This window comes from Hyella patelloides LEGE 07179, from assembly GCF_900659865.1.
GTDB classification, from domain to species: domain Bacteria; phylum Cyanobacteriota; class Cyanobacteriia; order Cyanobacteriales; family Xenococcaceae; genus Hyella; species Hyella patelloides.
In genome coordinates this window covers 1-2573 of the sequence record NZ_LR214235.1, presented here as the reverse complement: position 1 = coordinate 2573, position 2573 = coordinate 1, and the positions used below count along the sequence as shown (strand labels likewise).

The 2573-nt window shown below is 38.4% G+C and carries 2 protein-coding genes; both read left to right on the top strand.

Annotated elements, in window-relative coordinates; all coding sequences use genetic code 11:
* The first annotated feature begins 258 nt into the window (after positions 1-258).
* On the top strand, positions 259-417 hold the full coding sequence (locus tag H1P_RS36940; protein ID WP_186376287.1) for a hypothetical protein: 159 nt from the start codon (positions 259-261) through the stop codon (positions 415-417).
* Positions 418-507: 90 nt separating this feature from the next.
* Positions 508-2418, top strand: coding sequence for a response regulator (locus H1P_RS32625; protein ID WP_144875544.1), 1911 nt, complete (start codon positions 508-510; stop codon positions 2416-2418).
* The last annotated feature ends 155 nt before the right edge of the window (positions 2419-2573 follow it).

The following is a 2573-nucleotide window of genomic DNA, read 5'->3' as shown; positions in this document are numbered from 1 at the left end:
CGCATCGCGCATATTGCTCATTGAGGGAAACCCAAGGGGCTGATTCTGTCGTTTCACGGCAGAACTCTTCTGCCCCGCCCAAGACCCCTAAAGGACTCGGCTTCGCCGTCGCGCACTCGTTCGCTAAATCAGCAACGCCAAAAAATCGAATCTATTAAGCAAGCACATTTAGTAACTATTGGCACATCAATAACTAACAAACTCTCCCATAGTATTTATATATATGGAACATTGAAAAACAATCAGTCAGGGTTATTTATGTCATTAGATTTCGGTACTAATTGGCAGCAAATTAATCAAATTTCAGAAATACCAAGGTTAACTAAGGTATTAGTAGCTAGTCAACAGATACCAGGATTGATTTTTGCGGGGACAGATGCTAGAGAAATTTATTATCAGTTAATCAAGGCTTCATAATTGAAGCTTGCTAAGTAAATTCAAGCTCAAAATTACGTAGAAATACTAAAAAAAAGCTAACATATTGATTATTATTAAATAATATTAAAAATGCTTCGTATTTTAATTGTTGACGATCAAAAAAGTATTCGCGAAACTATCAAAGCAGTTTTAGAACCAGAACCAGATTTTGAAGTTGTTGCTACCGCCGACAATGGACTAACTGCCATTGAATTTGCTAAAAAGTGCTTACCCGATTTGATGTTGGTGGACTTGGAAATGCCTAGTTTAAATGGGATGCAGTTAACAAAGATTATTAGCCAAGACTTTTCCCACATTAGAGTTATTGTGTTGAGTACGCATGATGAAGATGAATATATTCAGCAATCTTTACAAGCAGGAGCAATGGGCTATTTATTAAAAGGAACTCCAGCAGATGACCTAAAAGAAGCAATTCGTTTTGTATCTCGTGGATATAATCAGTTTAGCCCTGGTTTGCTACACAAAGTAATTCCTCAGAAAAAAATAGAACCAGCAAAAACAGACTTCGGTGATTATTTGGATGCTGCATCTTTAGACTTTAAAGAATTAACTTTAGTTGAACCTGGTAAAAACAAAAATCAACGTCACGTTCGTAAAAGTTGGACAGTTTACTTTCCCTATTGGTTGCTAGGAAACATTGTACTTTGGGGAATCGCACTGCTGTATCTGATTTTTAAAAGCCCTATTTACACTAGCAAATGGTCAATTAGTCTACCATCTCACCAAAACTCCAGTAGCGTCAGCATTTCTAATATTGGTTCTGTGAGTTCCAATACAGAATCTCTTGATCGCAACCATCTGTTTGACCCCCGTGAAAACTATAAATTTTTACTGGGCAAAAAAGAAATTATGTCCCTCGCTGCCGACCGAGTAGGCATCAGCGTACAAGAATTCGGCAAACCAGATGTGGAAATTGTCGATAATACCACCATGATGGAATTGAGTATCGAAGGAAATACACCCCAAGAAGCCCTTCAAAAAGCGATCGCCATATCCTACGTCCTCGAACAAAAATTACAAGAATTACGCCAAACAAGAATCAGCAAAACAGATCTCAGTTTACAGGATAGTCTCGAAAAATCAGAACAGTATCTACGGGATGCCCGTCAAAGACTAGCAGAGTTTAAACTTCAGTGGGCGATTGGTTTTCAAGACAAAGCAGAAAACTTATCTTCTAATGTAGAAAATCTGCGTCTTCAAAAAGCGGAAATCAAAGCGCAACTCGAACAAGCCCATGCTCAAGCTCAACGATTATCAAATAGCTTAGGAATCTCTACTGAATCTGCCCAAGATGCTTTGATTCTCTATTCCGACTCTTTATTTCAGCAATATTTATCAAACTACACCCGTAACAGTGCCGAGTTAACCAGTCTCGAATCAAGATTTAAATCCAGCAATCCGATTGTCATTGACAGAAGTGAAGAAACCGCAGCAGCCCGCAACGCTTTACTAAAAAGAGGAGAAGTTTTATTAGGTCGTCGTCTTTCTTCCGATATGTTGCAACAGTTAAACTTGCGTACAGGAGATGAAAAGGATTCTTATCGAGGTAGTCTGCTTAAAAATATTGTGTTCTTGCAATCAGAAGCCAAAGAATTAGCTGCCCGTGCAGCAAAGCTAGAGCAACAAATAACGCAGCTAGAGACAGCAGAAAATGGTTTCGTACAGCAAAGAGCTCGTCTTAACAAGTTGGAACAAGATGTAAAATTTGCTGAAACGGTATACTCCTCTAACCTTGATAAATCCAGGCTAGCAAAAAGTAATTTGTACAATGCCTATCCTCAAATTCAGGTGGCTATCCAACCCAATCTACCCAAAAAACCAAGCTCTCCTAATCCGATATTGGTTTACTTAGGAACATTTATTGGTTCGATATTTTTAACTACAGCGATCGCTTATTTTTGGGCAAGCAGCAGCGAACCAGTACCCACATCTTCTGATAAAAATAACCATAACCATAAAGCGATCGTTCCTATTTTATAAGTTTTTCCGAGATTGCGATCGCTTCGTAACAGTACTACTTTAAAATTGCACTATGTAGGGTTTGCTGAATAACTTGACAACCTTGAGCAAATAAAGGTTACAAGGATTTTGGGCGCAGCAAAAAGTTAAGTAAAAATGGCGAAAAACCCCTAAAA

Excerpts from the sequence above, each read along its gene's own strand:
- H1P_RS32625 (WP_144875544.1), top strand. The coding sequence starts at position 508 with ATGCTTCGTATTTTAATTGTTGACGATCAAAAAAGTATTCGCGAAACT.
- H1P_RS36940 (WP_186376287.1), top strand. The coding sequence starts at position 259 with ATGTCATTAGATTTCGGTACTAATTGGCAGCAAATTAATCAAATTTCA.